This window comes from Citrobacter sp. Cb028, from assembly GCF_030336705.1.
GTDB classification, from domain to species: Bacteria; Pseudomonadota; Gammaproteobacteria; order Enterobacterales; family Enterobacteriaceae; genus Citrobacter; species Citrobacter braakii.
This window is the reverse complement of the sequence record NZ_JAOWCZ010000031.1, coordinates 204,385-221,289: the sequence shown is the minus strand read 5'-3', so window position 1 is coordinate 221,289 and position 16,905 is coordinate 204,385. Positions and strand designations below refer to the sequence as shown.

At 52.9% G+C, this 16,905-nt stretch carries 13 protein-coding genes; 4 read left to right on the top strand and 9 right to left on the bottom strand.

The features are described 5' to 3' along the window. Nucleotides 1-65: 65 nt before the first annotated feature. Nucleotides 66-1,364: a 23S rRNA (uracil(1939)-C(5))-methyltransferase RlmD gene (rlmD, locus tag OGV75_RS08520; RefSeq protein ID WP_047357899.1), complete on the bottom strand. Its 1,299-nt coding sequence runs from the start codon at nt 1,362-1,364 to the stop codon at nt 66-68. 57 nt (nt 1,365-1,421) lie between these two features. Between rlmD and barA the strand changes: the two genes are divergently transcribed. After that, entirely contained in the window at nt 1,422-4,169 is a 2,748-nt protein-coding gene (barA, locus tag OGV75_RS08515) for a two-component sensor histidine kinase BarA (RefSeq protein WP_286480544.1), read from the top strand. Nucleotides 4,170-4,228: 59 nt separating this feature from the next. On the opposite strand, the gene OGV75_RS08510 is transcribed toward barA, so the two are convergent. From OGV75_RS08510 to syd, 8 genes are all read right to left on the bottom strand, one after another. Continuing rightward, a complete protein-coding gene (locus OGV75_RS08510; protein ID WP_094168804.1) occupies nt 4,229-5,371 on the bottom strand; it encodes a glycerate kinase in 1,143 nt (380 codons plus the stop codon). 82 nt (nt 5,372-5,453) lie between these two features. Next, a complete protein-coding gene (gudD, locus tag OGV75_RS08505) occupies nt 5,454-6,794 on the bottom strand; it encodes a glucarate dehydratase (protein WP_016154239.1) in 1,341 nt (446 codons plus the stop codon). Between the two features lie 20 nt (nt 6,795-6,814). Next, nucleotides 6,815-8,155, bottom strand: a complete 1,341-nt coding sequence (locus tag OGV75_RS08500; RefSeq protein WP_286480543.1) for an enolase C-terminal domain-like protein — start codon at nt 8,153-8,155, stop codon at nt 6,815-6,817. Nucleotides 8,156-8,157: 2 nt separating this feature from the next. Further along, a complete protein-coding gene (gene gudP / locus OGV75_RS08495) occupies nt 8,158-9,510 on the bottom strand; it encodes a galactarate/glucarate/glycerate transporter GudP (protein WP_016154241.1) in 1,353 nt (450 codons plus the stop codon). Between the two features lie 365 nt (nt 9,511-9,875). Beyond that, on the bottom strand, nt 9,876-10,325 hold the full coding sequence (locus OGV75_RS08490; protein ID WP_047499385.1) for a flavodoxin: 450 nt from the start codon (nt 10,323-10,325) through the stop codon (nt 9,876-9,878). A 19-nt stretch (nt 10,326-10,344) separates the two neighbouring features. After that, complete coding sequence (gene truC / locus OGV75_RS08485; RefSeq protein WP_003825671.1) at nt 10,345-11,127, bottom strand: tRNA pseudouridine(65) synthase TruC; 783 nt, start codon at nt 11,125-11,127, stop codon at nt 10,345-10,347. After that, entirely contained in the window at nt 11,127-11,456 is a 330-nt protein-coding gene (locus OGV75_RS08480) for a YqcC family protein (protein WP_016154244.1), read from the bottom strand. Before OGV75_RS08480 ends, truC begins: the two co-directional genes overlap by 1 nt. 631 nt (nt 11,457-12,087) lie before the next feature. Beyond that, nucleotides 12,088-12,633, bottom strand: coding sequence for a SecY-interacting protein (syd, locus tag OGV75_RS08475; protein WP_094760831.1), 546 nt, complete (start codon nt 12,631-12,633; stop codon nt 12,088-12,090). Between the two features lie 68 nt (nt 12,634-12,701). On the opposite strand from syd, the gene queF reads away from it, so the two are divergent. The 3 genes from queF to OGV75_RS08460 all read left to right on the top strand — a co-directional run bounded on the left by queF (nt 12,702) and on the right by OGV75_RS08460 (nt 16,880). Further along, nucleotides 12,702-13,550: an NADPH-dependent 7-cyano-7-deazaguanine reductase QueF gene (queF, locus tag OGV75_RS08470; protein ID WP_016154246.1), complete on the top strand. Its 849-nt coding sequence runs from the start codon at nt 12,702-12,704 to the stop codon at nt 13,548-13,550. A 113-nt stretch (nt 13,551-13,663) separates the two neighbouring features. Beyond that, entirely contained in the window at nt 13,664-15,028 is a 1,365-nt protein-coding gene (gene ppnN / locus OGV75_RS08465) for a nucleotide 5'-monophosphate nucleosidase PpnN (RefSeq protein ID WP_003840366.1), read from the top strand. Nucleotides 15,029-15,590: 562 nt separating this feature from the next. Then, on the top strand, nt 15,591-16,880 hold the full coding sequence (locus OGV75_RS08460) for an HAAAP family serine/threonine permease (RefSeq protein ID WP_016154247.1): 1,290 nt from the start codon (nt 15,591-15,593) through the stop codon (nt 16,878-16,880). The last annotated feature ends 25 nt before the right edge of the window (nt 16,881-16,905 follow it).

Sequence of the window (16,905 nt, the reverse complement as noted above, 5' to 3'; positions counted from 1 at the left end):
GACAAGCCATACCCATTGTCTTTCACGCTGCATTACCACCCGAAATCCAATGGGTACAAAATTTATTACATACGCTCAAACAGGACCATTGATTCCAGGTGTCCAGTGTGCGGGAACATATCGAGCATCGCCAGTCGCCGTATGACATATCCCGCGTCGAGCAAAGCATCGCTGTCACGAGCCAGCGTTGCCGGGTTACAGGATACATAAACAACGCGTATAGGTTCTAATTTTATAATATGTTGCATCACACCTGCAGCCCCCGCACGCGCAGGATCGAGCAATACTTTGTCGAATCCGTTTTTCGCCCACGGCTGCCGGGTAACATCTTCCTCAAGGTTTTCATGAAAGAATGTCACATTGTGTAATCCGTTATTCAGCGCGTTTTCCCGGCCTTTTTCCACCAGCGCCGGTACCCCTTCCACCCCCACCACGTTTGCAGCCCGGGTTGCCAACGGCAGGGTAAAATTACCCATTCCACAGAACAGATCGAGTACGCGATCTTCAGGTTGCACATCCAGCCATTCGAGCGCACGGGCCACCATTTGTTGGTTTACCCCTTCATTGACCTGAATAAAATCACGCGGGCTGAAGGTTAACCGTAGTCCATTTGAGTCATACCAGGGCGACTCTTCTGATATTGATTCCAGTATCTCGCTTTGCGGGGCCAGAAACAAAGACAGCCCCTGAGAATGCGAAAAGCATTCCAGTTTTTCTTTATCCTGAACACTTAATGGCGCCGTGTGGCGCAAAATCATCAGGGTTCCGCTCCCCGCCTGCACCAGCTCGACATGACCAAGATGGCGTAACCCTTGCAGACTTTCCAGACACGCCCGGATGTGGGGCAAGAGCGCTTCAAGCTGGGGCACCAAAATAGGGCATTGTTTAACATCGATAATGTCGCTGGATGCGGATTTGCGAAACCCCATCTGCAATTTTTGTTCTTTTGGCCGATAGTTCAGGCTCAACCTGGCGCGACGACGATAGCCCCACGGGGTATCAGCTATAACATCCGACACTTCACATTTCATTAAACGCGACAACGCCGCGCTTTTGCTACGCTGCTGCAACGAGATGCTGGCATGCTGCTGCTGGCAGCCGCCGCACACGCCAAAATGCGGGCAACGTGGCACTTCACGCTGCGGACTGTCGTTTAAACGTCGTTTTACTTGCGCGCGGGCGAACTGTTTTTTATCTTCGGTAATCACCACCTCGGCGCTTTCCTGAGGTAGCAATTCCGGTATAAACAACGCCTTTCCGTTATGGCGAGCAACGCCCTGGCCGAAAGGATCAAGGTCATTGACGGTAACGGTTATGATCTGACGCGTCGTCACGCGTCGTTTTGCAGAGTAGAATTGCGCCATCGACGAGATATATCTCTATTTAACAGTGTGACCCTAATTGTCCCATAACGGAACTCCATGACCAACTACAGCCTGCGCGCACGCATGATGATTCTGATCCTGGCCCCGACCGTCCTGATTGGTTTGCTGCTCAGTATCTTTTTTGTTGTGCATCGCTATAACGACTTGCAGCGTCAACTGGAAGATGCTGGCGCCAGCATCATTGAGCCACTCGCGGTCTCCAGCGAATATGGCATGAATCTGCAAAACAGAGAATCCATCGGCCAACTTATCAGCGTGCTGCATCGTCGCCATTCCGATATCGTGCGGGCAATTTCTGTCTATGACGAGAATAACCGGCTGTTTGTCACATCCAATTTTCATCTCGATCCGTCTGAAATGCAGCTGGCAACCGGTTCACCATTTCCCCGTAAGCTGAGCGTCACCCGGCTCGGGGATATCATGATCCTGCGAACGCCAATTATATCGGAAAGCTATTCGCCGGATGAATCTGCCGTCAGCGACGCCAAAAATACGGAAAATATGCTGGGGTATGTAGCGCTTGAGCTGGACCTCAAGTCAGTACGATTGCAGCAGTATAAAGAGATCTTTATCTCCAGCGTAATGATGCTGTTTTGTATCGGTATTGCGTTAATTTTTGGCTGGCGTCTGATGCGCGACGTGACTGGCCCGATTCGCAATATGGTGAATACCGTTGACCGAATACGTAGAGGCCAGCTCGACAGCCGCGTCGAAGGTTTCATGTTGGGCGAGCTGGATATGCTCAAAAATGGCATCAACTCGATGGCGATGTCACTTGCGGCCTACCATGAAGAGATGCAGCACAACATCGACCAGGCCACCTCTGACCTGCGCGAAACGTTGGAGCAGATGGAAATCCAGAACGTCGAACTGGATCTGGCGAAGAAACGCGCCCAGGAAGCGGCGCGTATTAAGTCTGAGTTTCTGGCTAACATGTCGCATGAGCTGCGTACGCCGCTGAATGGCGTGATTGGCTTCACCCGCCTGACGCTTAAAACCGAGCTCAACACGACGCAGCGCGATCACCTGAATACGATTGAACGCTCGGCCAACAATCTGTTGGCCATCATCAATGATGTGCTCGACTTCTCCAAACTTGAGGCGGGCAAACTGATTCTGGAAAGCATCCCATTCCCGCTACGTAGCACGCTGGATGACGTCGTCACGCTGTTAGCGCACTCATCCCATGATAAAGGGCTTGAGCTGACGCTAAATATTAAGAATGACGTGCCGGACAACGTCATCGGGGACCCGCTGCGCTTACAGCAGGTAATCACTAATCTGGTTGGCAATGCCATCAAATTTACCGAAGGCGGCAATATCGACATTCTGGTCGAGAAACGCGCCCTCAGTAACACGAAAGTGCAAATTGAAGTGCAAATCCGCGATACCGGAATTGGCATCCCTGAGCGCGATCAGTCACGCCTGTTCCAGGCCTTCCGCCAGGCCGATGCCAGTATTTCCCGCCGCCACGGCGGGACAGGACTGGGCCTGGTCATTACGCAAAAGCTGGTCAATGAAATGGGCGGGGATATCTCCTTCCACAGCCAGCCGAACCGGGGCTCCACGTTCTGGTTCCATATCAGCCTCGATCTCAACCCTAACGTTCTCGTGGATCGCTCAACCACGCACTGTCTGGCCGGAAAGCGGCTGGCCTACGTTGAACCTAACGCCACAGCCGCGCAATGCACGTTAGATATCTTGAGTGAAACGCCGCTGGAAGTGATTTACAGCCCTTCATTCTCCGGGCTGCCGAAGGATCACTACGATATTCTGCTGCTTGGCATACCGGTCACTTTACGCGAACCGCTCACTATGCAGCATGAGCGGCTGGCAAGCGCAGCGGCGATGACCGACTTTTTGTTACTGGCTCTGCCTTGCCATGCGCAGATCAACGCTGAGAAATTAAAGCAGGGCGGCGCGGCGGCGTGCCTGTTGAAACCTCTTACCTCAACCCGCTTACTGCCAGCGTTGACAGAGTATTGTCAACTGAACCACAGCGCGGCTCCGCTACTGTTAGACGAGAGCAAAATTGCGATGACCGTCATGGCGGTGGACGACAACCCGGCGAACCTCAAGCTGATTGGCGCACTGCTGGAAGATAAAGTGCAGCACGTCGTGCTCTGCGACAGCGGACATCAGGCAGTAGATCGCGCCAAACAGATGCAGTTTGATCTCATCCTGATGGATATTCAGATGCCAGACATGGACGGTATTCGCGCCTGCGAACTGATCCACCAGCTTCCTCATCAACAACAGACGCCGGTCATTGCGGTCACCGCGCATGCCATGGCTGGGCAAAAAGAGAAGCTGCTCAGCGCCGGGATGAACGATTACCTGGCGAAGCCTATCGAAGAAGATAAGCTGCATAATCTGCTGTTACGCTACAAACCCGGCGCGAGCTCATCGCTGAGGGCGCTCGCTGTTGAACCGGTCGTCAATCCGAATACCACACTCGACTGGCAACTGGCGTTAAGGCAAGCCGCCGGTAAAAACGATCTGGCGCGGGATATGCTGCAAATGCTGCTCGATTTTCTGCCCGAAGTGCGTAACAAAATTGAAGAACAGCTGGTAGGTGAAAACCATGAAGGACTGGTGGATATGATCCATAAACTGCATGGCAGTTGCGGTTATAGCGGCGTTCCCCGCATGAAAAACCTGTGTCAGCTGATTGAGCAGCAATTACGTAGCGGGAGCAAAGAAGAAGAGCTGGAGCCTGAGTTTTTAGAGCTTCTGGATGAAATGGATAACGTTGCGCGCGAAGCGAAGAGGTTGTTAGGGTAAAGATCTGATTGCCGGATGACGACGCTCACGCGTCTTATCCGGCCTTCATGCCACATCATTCAACGTAATTGCTGACCCGCTTTCAGGGTCGCGGCCACGTTTCGCGCCGTCATTCGTACGTTCTCACTCGCGTTCTTCAGCGCCTCTTCCAGTGTGCAAACGGTATAAATAACGCTAAAAACCGCATCCAGCCCATGTTCATGTACAACACCGACATCAGCCGTCAGGCTGCCGGCAATGCCAATAACCGGTTTGTTGTAACGCTTTGCCACCTTCGCCACGCCAACCGGAACCTTACCGTGAATGGTCTGGCTGTCGATACGTCCTTCACCCGTGACCACTAAATCCGCATCCGCAACGCAGTCGTCGAGGTGTAACGCATCCGTCACGACCTCAATACCGCAGCGTAACTGCGCACCGCAAAACGCATACAGTGCCGCCCCCATACCACCAGCCGCGCCACCACCCGCCAGTTCCAGCACGTTGACGTCCAGATCGCGGGCAATGAGTTGCGCATAATGCGTGAGCGCCCGATCAAGACGAAGAATCATCTCCGGCGTCGCCCCCTTTTGCGGACCGAAGACCGCAGAGGCCCCCTCTTCACCGGTCAACGGATTAGTCACATCGCAGGCCACTTCAATACGGCACGCGGCAAGACGCGGGTCTAGCTGAGAAATATCAATCCGGGCGAGTGATTCAAGGCCAGTCCCGCCATGAGCAATATCGTTATTTTGCGCATCCAGTAATTTTGCTCCCAGCGCTTGCACCATCCCGGCACCGCCATCATTGGTGGCGCTGCCGCCAATCCCGATAATGATATGTTCAACGCCCGCGTCCAGCGCATGACGGATTAGCTCCCCGGTTCCCCAGGAGGTCGTTTTCAGCGGATCGCGTAAACCTGCGGGAACCTGCTCCAGTCCGCTGGCGGCCGCCATTTCGATAAACGCCGAACGCTCATCCCCGGATAAACCATAAAATGCCTGAATCGTTTTACCCAGAGGGCCGGTAACATCAACATGCACAAGGTGGCCTTGCGTTGCGGCAACCATCGCTTCGACCGTTCCCTCACCGCCATCCGCGACCGGGATCTTCACGTAATTCGCCTCAGGCCAGATCTCACGAAATCCCAGCTCAATAGCCGTTGCCACTTCAAGCGCACTCAAACTTTCCTTATAGGAATCCGGTGCGATTACTATTTTCATAAAGCATCCTTACGCATGTTGACTGTGTTAAGCATACACCAGGAGAAAAACCGCCCCTTTTGTGGGAGCGGTCCCAGTTCGCTTAGCGTACCATGCACGGACGCTTATTATCAAACGTCCAGTTCGGGATCAGATACTGCATTCCCATGGCATCATCGCGCGCTCCCAGTCCATGTTGCTGATACAGCTCATGAGCTTTCATAACCTGATCCATATCCAGCTCCACGCCCAGACCCGGCTTCGCCGGTACCTGCACCATGCCGCCTTTGATTTCAAACGGCTCTTTGGTCAGGCGTTGATTGCCTTCCTGCCAGATCCAGTGGGTATCGATAGCGGTAATTTTGCCCGGCGCCGCCGCCGCAACATGAGTAAACATCGCCAGCGAAATATCAAAGTGGTTGTTAGAGTGCGAGCCCCAGGTCAGCCCAAACTCATGACACATCTGCGCAACGCGGACAGAACCCTGCATAGTCCAGAAGTGCGGATCCGCCAGCGGGATATCCACGGACTGCAACGACAGCGTATGTCCCATCTGACGCCAGTCGGTGGCGATCATATTAGTGGCGGTCGGCAGACCGGTAGCACGACGGAATTCCGCCATGACTTCACGGCCTGAGAACCCCTGCTCGGCACCGCACGGATCTTCCGCATAAGCCAGCGATCCTTTCAGGTACTTACCAATTTTAATCGCTTCATTCAGCGACCACGCACCATTGGGATCGAGCGTGACGCGTGCCTGTGGAAAGCGTTTCGCCAGCGCCACAATAGATTCCGCTTCTTCTTCCCCGGCCAACACCCCGCCTTTCAGTTTGAAATCGTTGAAACCATATTTCTCATATGCGGCTTCCGCCAGGCGCACCACTGCATCCGGGGTCATCGCCTCTTCATGACGCAGGCGATACCAGTCGCATTTCTCATCCGGCTGGCTCTGATACGGCAGCGGCGTCGCGTTACGGTTACCGACGAAGAACAGATAACCCAGCATTTCAACTTCGCTACGCTGCTGACCGTCGCCCAGCAGAGATGCGACGTTAACGCCCAGATGCTGACCCAGCAGATCCAACATGGCCGCTTCGATCCCGGTAACCACATGAATAGTGGTACGTAAATCGAAGGTCTGCAAACCACGGCCACCGGCATCACGATCGGCAAAGGTATTGCGGACCGCATTCAGTACGTTTTTGTATTCACCTAACGTTTTGCCCACCACCAGCGGAATGGCATCTTCCAGGGTCTGACGAATTTTTTCGCCGCCGGGAATCTCACCCACGCCGGTATGACCGGAGTTATCTTTGATAATCACAATATTACGTGTGAAGAACGGGGCATGTGCGCCGCTCAGATTCATCAGCATGCTGTCATGGCCCGCAACCGGGATCACCTGCATCGCGGTTACGACTGGGGTAGTAAATTGTGCGCTCATAATTAAGTCCTTATTCAAAATTAGTGGCGGCCGAAAACGGGACGTTTACGGTCAAAAGTCCATCCAGGGATCAGATACTGCATCGGGCCTGCGTCATTACGCGCGCCGCCGGGCAGCGCCTTATAGGCTTCATGCGCTTTCTGTACCTGATCCCAGTCCAGTTCCACGCCCAGGCCGGGCGAGTCGGGTACCGCAATTTTTCCGTGTTTAATCTCCAGCGGATTTTTGGTCAGGCGGCAATCGCCCTCCTGCCAGATCCAGTGGGTGTCGATCGCCGTTGGGTTGCCCGGCGCAGCGGCACCGACGTGGGTGAACATCGCCAGGGAAATATCAAAATGATTGTTAGAGTGGCAGCCCCAGGTCAGTCCCCAGTCATCGCATAGCTGTGCCACGCGTACCGCGCCGGAAAGGGTCCAGAAGTGCGGATCGGCCAGTGGAATATCTACCGAGTTGAGCATCACCGCATGGCCCATCTCACGCCAGTTGGTGGCTATCATATTCGTTGCTACCGGCAGACCGGTTGCACGGCGGAACTCGGCCATCACTTCGCGGCCAGAAAAGCCCTGTTCTGCGCCGCACGGATCTTCGGCGTAAGTCAGAACATCGTTCAGCCCTTTACACAAGGAGATAGCTTCATCCAGTAGCCAGGCACCGTTAGGGTCGACCGTAATACGCGCATCCGGGAAACATTGTTTCAACGCGCGAGCGGTGTCGATTTCCTGCTCGCCAGGCAGCACACCGCCTTTGAGTTTGAAATCTTTAAAGCCGTAGCGATCCTGCGAAGCCTGAGCCAGACGCACCACCGCCTCACTGTTCATCGCCTGCTGGTGACGCAGGTGATACCACTCATGGTTACCCGGCGTGCTGTCCAGATACGGCAGATCGGTTTTGCTGCGATCTCCCACGTAGAACAGATAGCCGAGCACGATGACCGCATCGCGCTGCTTGCCTGGCCCTAACAGTTCGCAGACCGGCACGTTCAGCGCCTTGCCCAGCAGGTCGAGCAGTGCGGCTTCCAGCGCGGCCACCGCATTAACCCGCAGTTCAAAGGTCCAGGCACCTTTACCAAAGGTGTCAAAATCAGCGGCCTGGTTGCCTTTATGCACCTGCTGAACCACTTTATTCAGGCGCGCGACTTCCTGGCCCAACACTTGTGGAATCGCGTCCACCAGCGTCTGATAAATCACTTCGCCGCCCGGTGCTTCACCGACGCCGGTATTTCCGGCGTTATCGGTGAGCACGACGATATTGCGGGTAAAGTATGCGTTATGCGCCCCGCCAATATTGAGCAGCATGCTGTCATGACCGGCCACCGGAATGACCTTCATATCGGTAATAATGGGACTCGATTGTGTTGTCATCATCATTGCCCTGCGACAGGTTTCAGTTCGATACGTTTAATATCACCCACCAGCACCAGATAGCTCACTACAGCAATCAGCGCATGCACCCCGACGTAAATCAACGCACCGTTAAACGAGCCAGTGGTACCTACGATGTAGCCGATAGCAATTGGCGTAACGATACCGGAGATGTTGCCAAACATATTGAACAGACCGCCGCTCAAACCGCTGATCTCTTTTGGCGCAGTATCGGCCATCACCGCCCATCCCAACGCACCGATGCCTTTGCCGAAGAAGGCCAGCGCCATAAAGCCGATGATCATCCACTCCACGTTGACGTAGTTACAGAACACCATCACCATCGACAACAGCATACCCAGTACGATTGGCGTTTTACGGGCGATATTCAGCGAACCGGTACGGCGCATCAGCCAGTCGGAAATAATGCCGCCGAGCACGCCGCCTGCAAATCCGCAAATGGCCGGGACCGAGGCAACAAAACCAGCTTTCAAAATCGACATACCGCGTGCCTGTACCAGATAAACCGGGAACCAGGTGATAAAGAAATAGGTCAGCGCGTTTATGCAGTATTGGCCGATATAAATACCGATCATCATCCGTGAGCCCAGCAGTTGCTTGATCTGCCCCCACTTCACGCTGAACGGCACTTTGGCTTTGGCTGCCGCCTGATCCATATTGATCAGCGCTCCGCCTTCGGCAATGTAGTCCAGCTCTTTTTGGTTTACGCCCGGATGCTGGTTCGGTTCATGAATCACCTTCAGCCAGATAAAGCTGATAACAATCCCGAGACCGCCCATAAAGAAGAACACATGCGACCAGCCCACTTCGTGGGTCAACCAGCCCATGATTGGCGCGAAGATCACGGTGGCAAAGTACTGCGCCGAGTTAAAAATAGCGACCGCCGTGCCCCTTTCCTGCGCCGGGAACCACGCCGCCACAATACGACTGTTGCCGGGGAAGGATGGCGCTTCGGCTAACCCCACGAGGAAGCGCAGGGTAAACAGCGCAACGATAATGCCGAAGCCGCTGAAGATATCGACGAAGCCCTGCAGCAGGGTAAACATGGACCAGATAAAAATGGACCAGAAGTAAACACGTTTTGAACCGAAGCGGTCGAGCAGCCAGCCGCCGGGGATCTGACCGATAACATAGGCCCATGAAAAAGCGGAGAATACATACCCCATCCCTACCGCATCCAGACCAATATCTTTGGCCATCTCCGAGCCGGCGATGGATAAGGTGGCGCGATCGCCGTAGTTGAAGGATGTGACGATAAACAGCATCACCACTATCCAGTAGCGAGCGTTAGTGCGTTTTTCCGCGCTGCTCGCCGCCTGACTTAATGAACTCATTGTTGCACTCCTGAATCTTGGCTTTCGCCAGTTCATTCTGTACAGCACCTGTAGGGTGATCAGAATGAGAGGTTAGTGTGTGGCAGTTTTGGTACAGCTCAGGGCCGTTTTATTCTGACTCGCTGCCTTTTCGGGAACTGACGGGAAAAGTATATGAAGGAGTGCCTCTTACCCTCACCGTGCAAAAACACAACATTGCGGGAGGTGAATGAGGTTGTTTATGGCATAAGCCTAAGGGAATGGAAGATGCTTCACGAAATTGGCGTTTGGTGGGCGATTTGTTGCCGGGTAGCAACGCCTTACCCGGCCTACGATCCAAAAGAGAGTAACAGGCCCGTGCAAGCAAAGTGCTGCCGGGCAAAAGGTTATTTAAGCAAGGTTCCCCAGTTTTCTACCCACGGATTGGATTCGCTTTCCGGTTCAGGATGCTCGCTGGCGTCTATCAGCAGCATTTCCCCAACACGGTGGGCGCTTTGTTCCTGCAACAGTGCATCGAACTGCTTGCCGCCATTGCAGAAATTAACATAGCTACTGTCACCCAGCGCAATTACCCCGTAATGCAGATTTGGCTGGAAACCGAGATTATCTTTGATCCCCTGAAACAGCGGCACGATGCTATCCGGCAGATCGCCCTGCCCGGTCGTTGAGGTCACCACCAGCACATATTTTTCCTGATATGCCTGCCAGTCGCTGAGCTCGGGATCTTCGAACACCGTGGCTTTATGACCCTGCGCCGTCAAAATAGCTTCGGCCTCTTCGGCAACCAGCAACGCGTTTCCGTACATCGTGCCGACAAAAATTCCAATTTCCGCCATAACCGTAATCTCCTGGGACTTAAGAATCTATCTGCTCATCCTGACCTGACAGCCCGCTGAACTCAACCCTTTCATTCTCAGGGAGAAGTCCACGCCAGCCAAACTGTGATAGCGCCTGCATCCAGACATCATCCAGCCCGGCGCGAATAACCAGCGGTTCGCCGGTAAAAGGATGAGTCAGCGCAAGCTGGCTGGCATGAAGCATCAAACGCTGACAGCCAAAGTGCTCAGCGGCGCTGCGGTTTTGCCGCAAATCACCGTGCTTACTGTCACCGATAATCGGATGGCGTAAGTGCGCCAGATGGCGTCTGAGCTGGTGTTTTCGACCGGTTTTAGGATCCAGTTCCACCAATCCGTAACGGGTCGTCGGATAACGTCCGGTCGCTACCGGCATCTCAACCGTCGCCAAACCGCGATAATGGGTGACGGCAGGCTGCGGGCCTTTATCATCACGGGCAAATTTATCGGCGATCTTATCCAGTTCTTCGACCAGCGGGTAATCCAGCACGGCATCATCCATCAGCCAACCACGCACAATCGCATGATAGCGTTTCTGAATTTGATGATGTTCAAATTGCTGGGACAGCAACCGCCCGGCTTCGCTGGACAGTCCCATAAGCAGTACTCCAGAAGTCGGTCTGTCGAGTCGGTGGGCGGTAAAAACGTGCTGACCAATCTGGTCGCGTACCGTTTGCATCACCACCACTTTCTCATCCCGGTCGAGCCAACTGCGGTGAACCAACCAGCCCGAAGGTTTGTTAACTGCGACCAGCCATTCGTCCTGATACAGAATCTCCAGCATCAGGCGTTATCACTTGTAAACAGTGCATCCAACTCCTGCAATGCCGTCAGGAGAATTTCGCGTTGCGGGTGATCGGCTGCCAACGCCATTTCGTAATACGGTGCGACGGCAAAAGCCTGCGGAAGCGGCTGAGCGTTATCAATCAGCGTATGCATGCGGGGAATCAATACCCATTGCAGCCACTCAACCGGCTCCATGGTATCCATACAAAAAGGCTGCGTGCTGGTAAACAGATGCTCTGCAGGTTCATCCAACCGCCAGTGATTATGTTCACGCAGTAGCGCTTCAAGCGCGTGTAACTGCTGGCGCACACGGTCATGAGTCGTCATGAAATTAACCTCAATGATGAAAAATCTGGCGCGAAGAATAGCACTAGTGAAGGGAAATAAAAAAAGGGAGCACTGTAAAAACAGTGCTCCCGGTTCGTTTCGCAGCGTTCCAGCTACTTTTAGTGCTCCCTGCTCATCCGTGACAACTTTTCCTGTGGTCTTGCGACCTTGTTCATCCTGAACTAGTGCATCCTGCTCACATCACCCCGATGTGAAAACTTCATCCTGAAGTGTCCTGGCCATCCTGACCCGCCGAACATCCTGACCGGCTCTCATTCTCCATCCTGGAGGTGTCCCTTAACGCATCCAGCGCTTTCCGCTTTGCTTCATCCTGAAGCCTGTCCATGTAACACCGTCCTGGTGTGTCCTGCCGAAGAGCCATCATCCTGATGTTCTCTTCGTTGTGCGACTCCTTGTCGACAGATATAGAATCGCCTGTTTCGCCTTGTCTTACAAGATGCTTACAGACACTCCCTTAAGATTATTTTCGTATGAAAGTTGACAATAAAACATTAACTTTATGAATAATAAGGGATAATTATTTTATCCGTTCATTAAGTCTTTACTTATTACCTGGCAATGTCCTACAGGGTTTGTAAGAGATCTCTCACAAGGCTCAGGGCAATCTGGATTACAGAACTGGCTTAAGCTGAGTGAGAAATTCCGCAAGTGAGTCCGCCAGCACCGTTCGTTTACGGGTTCCCAGCGTTTCTTTGCACACTTCACCGGAGAGATTGCACACCGAAATGACGTCAAGTTCATTGTCCTGGGTGGCAATAAAAAGCGTAGGCGACAGCTTGAGGCGCTTTTGCGTAACCAAGTGACCAATCAGGTTTTCCTGAACGCGCCTGAAGTCGTCTTCGCTCCAGGTTTGCAGCAGCGTTAGTTTTTCATCCGCAAACTGCGTGTGCATGTCCCCGGCAAACTGGGTGGTGTAAAAAGCGTGAACGGCTGGTTGTATCACGATATCAAAGGCGCGTTCAACCGCATTGAGGTTTTTTTCGCCGACAAAAGGCTGAGGTTGCCAGAATACCGCATCGTCTGTGGAAGAAATGATGCACGGAGAAGGTACGCCATACAGCTCTTCGCTGAGGGGCCAGCTGTTGTTTTTTTCGTACCATGCGTCGCAATAACGTGTCGTAAAGGCTGTCAACGCCTGCGCTGTCAATTCGTCCACTGATTTCTCTCTTCACAAAAGCCAGGATACACTTGTCGCATAGTGTATCTGGTTTATGACGGTGAAACATGTCCTCTTATGAAAATCATCAGGCGCTTGACGGCCTGACTCTTGGTAAATCAACAGATTACCGTGACAATTACGATGCCAGCCTGCTGCAGGGCGTTCCACGCAGCCTGAACCGCGACCCGCTGGATTTACAGGCCGATAATCTGCCTTTTCACGGTGCCGATATCTGGACGCTATATGAACTGTCATGGCTGAATGCCAACGGTTTACCGCAGGTAGCGGTCGGTCATGTAGAACTGGATTATACCAGCGTAAATCTGATCGAATCGAAAAGCTTTAAGCTTTACCTGAACAGTTTTAACCAGACGCGTTTTGATTCCTGGGATGCGGTACGCCAGACGCTGGAAAACGATCTGCGCGCTTGTGCTCAGGGTGATGTCAGCGTAGCGCTGTACCGTCTTGACGAACTGGAAGGACAACCGATAGCCCACTTTAACGGCACCTGTATCGACAATCAGGATATCGTCATCGATAACTACCAGTTCAGCACAGAGTATCTGGAAAATGCCGTTGGCGGTGAAAAAGCGGTGGAAGAGACGCTGGTCAGCCATCTGCTGAAGTCTAACTGCTTGATCACCCACCAGCCGGACTGGGGCTCCATACAGATTCAGTATCGCGGACGAAAAATCGATCGCGAGAAGCTGCTGCGTTATTTGGTCTCCTTCCGTCACCATAATGAGTTTCACGAGCAGTGCGTGGAACGCATTTTCAATGACATTCTGCGCTTCTGCCAACCGGAGAAACTGAGCGTTTACGCGCGCTACACGCGACGTGGCGGCCTGGACATTAACCCATGGCGCACCAACACAGATTTCACCCCAGCAACGGGGCGTCTGGTACGTCAGTAATCTTTTTTCTCAATTTTGCGTGCCGGATTCCGCGCGCAAGGTTGTGAAAGGTCATAAGCCAGGGCTATTGTAATCAACAGGGAATGACGTGTTGCGTCCCATAAGGAGTTTACTTGATTACACATATTAGCCCGCTTGGCTCAATGGACATGTTGTCGCAGCTGGAAGTCGATATGCTTAAACGCACGGCCAGCAGCGACCTGTATCAACTGTTTCGTAACTGTTCGCTTGCCGTTCTGAACTCCGGCAGTTTGACCGACAACAGCAAAGAGCTGCTGTCACGCTTTGAAAGTTTCGACATTAACGTGCTGCGCCGCGAACGGGGCGTGAAGCTGGAACTGATCAACCCGCCTGAAGATGCGTTTGTTGATGGACGCATTATTCGCGCACTGCAGGCCAACCTGTTTGCCGTGCTGCGCGACATTCTGTTCGTCAATGGCCAGATCCATAACGCCGGTCGCTTTCAGCATCTGGATCTCGAAAGCTCGGTGCATATTACCAACCTGGTATTCTCGATCCTGCGCAATGCCCGGGCGCTACACGTGGGTGAAGCGCCGAACATGGTCGTCTGCTGGGGGGGTCACTCCATCAACGAAAATGAGTACCTGTACGCCCGTCGCGTTGGTACCCAGTTGGGCCTGCGCGAACTGAACATCTGTACCGGCTGTGGTCCGGGGGCGATGGAAGCGCCAATGAAAGGCGCTGCGGTCGGTCACGCCCAGCAACGATACAAAGACAGCCGCTTTATCGGTATGACCGAACCGTCAATCATTGCCGCTGAGCCGCCTAACCCGCTGGTTAACGAACTGATCATCATGCCGGACATTGAAAAACGTCTGGAAGCGTTCGTGCGTATCGCCCACGGTATAATCATCTTCCCAGGCGGCGTAGGGACAGCAGAAGAGCTGCTGTATCTGCTGGGGATCCTGATGAACCCGGCCAACAAAGATCAGGTTTTACCGCTGATCCTGACTGGACCAAAAGAGAGCGCCGATTACTTCCGCGTGCTGGACGAATTTATCGTGCACACACTGGGGGAAGATGCGCGTCGCCACTATCGCATTATCATAGACGATGCAGCAGAAGTGGCTCGTCTGATGAAAAAAGCGATGCCGCTGGTGAAAGAGAACCGCCGTGACACCGGTGATGCCTACAGCTTTAACTGGTCTATTCGTATTGCGCCTGATTTACAGATGCCATTCGAGCCGTCCCATGAAAACATGGCTAACCTGAAGCTGTACCCGGATCAACCCGTGGAAGTACTGGCGGCAGACCTGCGCCGTGCGTTCTCAGGGATTGTAGCCGGTAACGTGAAGGAAGTCGGGATCCGCGCCATCGAAGAGTTTGGCCCGTACAAAATCCACGGTGACCGCGAAATGATGCGCCGCATGGACGATCTCCTGCAGGGCTTTGTTGCACAGCATCGTATGAAGTTACCTGGCTCCGCGTATATCCCTTGCTACGAGATTTGCGCCTAACCTCCAACAGCCGCCAGCAGACGCTATCGCGGTGACAGTTTTGTCCATATCAAAGCCGGGTTTGGCGCATCAGCCTCCCGGCTTTTTTTAGTGATACCAGTCACATAGCTCAGACAATCATATAAATACCGATGATGTTTCATTAAAAATAGCGCGCTACGCAAACGATTACCTTTAAAACCCAACCGTGATTTATCTTAGGAAATTATTATTAGTCGCCAAAATCCTCTAAAAACAACAGTTTTTACAGCGTAACGCTCGTATCTTCGCGCCTTCGCTTTCATGATATATGTCGTTAATGTTAGCCTTCGCGCCCGTAAATTCGCTTTGACTATTTTTTAACAGATTAATGGTCCAAATTTATCCACATAAAAGGTGGATTATTGCATTTGGGATCGCGATCACTGATACATTCATTACTAAAATGTATCTTTCCGCCCGCAAATTATTACGGCGAAAAATTATATAAAAAATCGCTCAACGAATTTCGATTTACAGTCGGGTATTTTCTCATTGGATTGATCCCAAACCCGACTTTTTAAGCTTCCTCCAGGAGAAATAGATGGAAAACACTCAAACCAGCACTATCGTTACGGGCCAGACCCGCAGCGCATGGCGCAAGACAGATACCATGTGGATGCTGGGCCTTTACGGCACGGCGATTGGCGCGGGTGTATTGTTCCTGCCGATTAACGCAGGCGTAGGCGGTATGATTCCGCTGATCATCATGGCGATCCTTGCTTTCCCAATGACCTTCTTTGCACACCGCGGCCTGACTCGCTTCGTGCTGTCCGGTAAAAATCCGGGTGAAGACATTACTGAAGTTGTAGAAGAACACTTTGGTGTAGGCGCAGGTAAACTGATTACCCTGCTCTACTTCTTCGCTATCTACCCAATTCTGTTGGTCTACAGCGTAGCAATCACCAACACCGTCGAAAGCTTCCTGACCCACCAGCTGGCAATTACGCCGCCGCCGCGCGCAATCCTGTCTCTGATCCTGATTGTCGGCATGATGACCATCGTGCGTTTCGGTGAGCAGATGATCGTGAAGGCGATGAGCATCCTGGTATTCCCGTTTGTTGCCGCCCTGATGCTGCTGGCGCTGTACCTGATCCCTCAGTGGAGCGGTGCAGTTCTGGAAACCCTGTCCTTTGACTCTGCAGCAACCACCGGCAACGGACTGCTGTTGACCCTGTGGCTGGCAATTCCGGTAATGGTGTTCTCCTTCAACCACTCACCGATCATCTCCTCCTTCGCCGTGGCGAAGCGTGAAGAATACGGTGATGAAGCTGAGAAGAAATGCTCTAAGATTCTGGCATTCGCTCACATCATGATGGTGCTGACCGTTATGTTCTTCGTCTTCAGCTGCGTATTTAGCCTGACCCCAGCGGATCTGGCCGCAGCGAAAGAGCAGAACATCTCTATCCTGTCTTACCTGGCAAACCACTTTAACGCGCCGATCATTGCCTGGATGGCACCGATCATCGCGATTATCGCTATCACCAAATCCTTCCTCGGCCACTACCTGGGCGCACGTGAAGGTTTCAACGGTATGGTGATTAAGTCTCTGCGCGGCAAAGGCAAAACCATCGAAATCAACAAACTGAACAAAATCACTGCGCTGTTCATGCTGGTAACCACCTGGATTGTGGCGACGCTGAACCCAAGTATCCTCGGTATGATTGAAACCCTGGGTGGCCCAATCATCGCGATGATTCTGTTCCTGATGCCGATGTATGCAATTCAGAAAGTACCGGCAATGCGTAAATACAGCGGCCATATCAGCAACGTCTTCGTTGTGATTATGGGCCTGATCGCTATCTCCGCTATTTTCTACTCTCTGTTCAGTTAATTCCCCTGCGCCGCTCCTCGGGGCG

Bases quoted from the DNA above. Each gene is read 5' to 3' on its own strand.
- OGV75_RS08500 (WP_286480543.1), bottom strand. From the start codon at position 8,155: ATGACAACACAATCGAGTCCCATTATTACCGATATGAAGGTCATTCCG.
- queF (WP_016154246.1), top strand. From the start codon at position 12,702: ATGTCCTCTTATGAAAATCATCAGGCGCTTGACGGCCTGACTCTTGGT.
- OGV75_RS08480 (WP_016154244.1), bottom strand. From the start codon at position 11,456: ATGACGACTCATGACCGTGTGCGCCAGCAGTTACACGCGCTTGAAGCG.
- OGV75_RS08510 (WP_094168804.1), bottom strand. From the start codon at position 5,371: ATGAAAATAGTAATCGCACCGGATTCCTATAAGGAAAGTTTGAGTGCG.
- OGV75_RS08490 (WP_047499385.1), bottom strand. From the start codon at position 10,325: ATGGCGGAAATTGGAATTTTTGTCGGCACGATGTACGGAAACGCGTTG.
- barA (WP_286480544.1), top strand. From the start codon at position 1,422: ATGACCAACTACAGCCTGCGCGCACGCATGATGATTCTGATCCTGGCC.
- gudD (WP_016154239.1), bottom strand. From the start codon at position 6,794: ATGAGCGCACAATTTACTACCCCAGTCGTAACCGCGATGCAGGTGATC.
- rlmD (WP_047357899.1), bottom strand. From the start codon at position 1,364: ATGGCGCAATTCTACTCTGCAAAACGACGCGTGACGACGCGTCAGATC.
- gudP (WP_016154241.1), bottom strand. From the start codon at position 9,510: ATGAGTTCATTAAGTCAGGCGGCGAGCAGCGCGGAAAAACGCACTAAC.
- truC (WP_003825671.1), bottom strand. From the start codon at position 11,127: ATGCTGGAGATTCTGTATCAGGACGAATGGCTGGTCGCAGTTAACAAA.
- OGV75_RS08460 (WP_016154247.1), top strand. From the start codon at position 15,591: ATGGAAAACACTCAAACCAGCACTATCGTTACGGGCCAGACCCGCAGC.